The following is a 1,004-nucleotide window of genomic DNA, read 5'->3' on the forward strand; positions in this document are numbered from 1 at the left end:
TAGTTTTAAACGCTTTATCGTCGTTTTTATAGTATCAATAACAATTCTTGAAACGATTCAAATGCTTACACATTTAGGAGCTTTTGATATAAATGATATTATTATAAATTCATTGGGTGCTGCAGTAGGGTTTTCAGCACAGCGAATCGTCACTCATAACCGAGATAATCTAAAAGGAGTTATCAAAATCGTATTACTTTCCATGGTGCTTGCCCTTGGAACAATAATAATTGTTGGCGGTATTAATCAATATTTAGAAAAAGGCGAAGGGAAAATTATTGCCCTGAATGACCTGGTACAAGAAGATGAGTCTATCCAATGGGATGAAAACTTGTCCACTTTTACAATTGGCCAAAACGAAGTAGCCCCACAACTAAATTTAATTGATAGAGAGCATACAAAAACCAATGAATTCGTGTATCTATTAGATAGCAAATATAAATATATGACAGGTTATGTTGCAATACCTGACGATGTTTTGAACGCTACAAGCACAAAGAGTATTGAAATAGAGTTCATCAGCGATGGAGAAGTAATTTATTCGGTAGGGTTAACCACTACAAGGGGAAAAAATGGCATAGAGTCGTTTGAAGTCCCTCTTAATGAAGTGAATAATTTAACAATAAAAATAAATAGTGACAGTGCAGATTCAATAACTCATGCCGTAATATGGGACATGACACTTACAGAAGAGAACGTTGGTCAAAAGGTTATTAACAGTATAAAAGAAAAGATAAAATCACTATTCTAAAAAATCTCATCATATAAAAAAATAGACTTGATTCCAGAGAATTAGGAATTGAGCCTTTAATTGTGGCGGTGACCATTTATGTATGAACCGCTGCTAATTTATCTTCTGCGCTCATTTTCCCCATAGAAAAACCGCACCTCCTTGTTAGTATGTCTAACAAATGAGGTGCAGTTCAATGCCACATAGAGAACGTTCAATCCAGCAGTTAAGACTACTACAAAGTGTTAGCTGTTTTTTATTTAATTAGATTCCC

The 1,004-nt window shown here is 34.4% G+C and carries 1 protein-coding gene; it reads left to right on the forward strand.

Translation table 11 applies throughout. From position 1 onward, the window contains the following. Nucleotides 1-751: VanZ family protein (locus QI30_RS20745; RefSeq protein WP_158621110.1), on the forward strand; the 751-nt coding region annotated here is incomplete at its 5' end. Nucleotides 752-1,004: the final 253 nt, after the last annotated feature.

The organism is Candidatus Kurthia intestinigallinarum (genome assembly GCF_003991225.1).
GTDB classification, from domain to species: domain Bacteria; phylum Bacillota; class Bacilli; order Bacillales_A; family Planococcaceae; genus Kurthia; species Kurthia populi.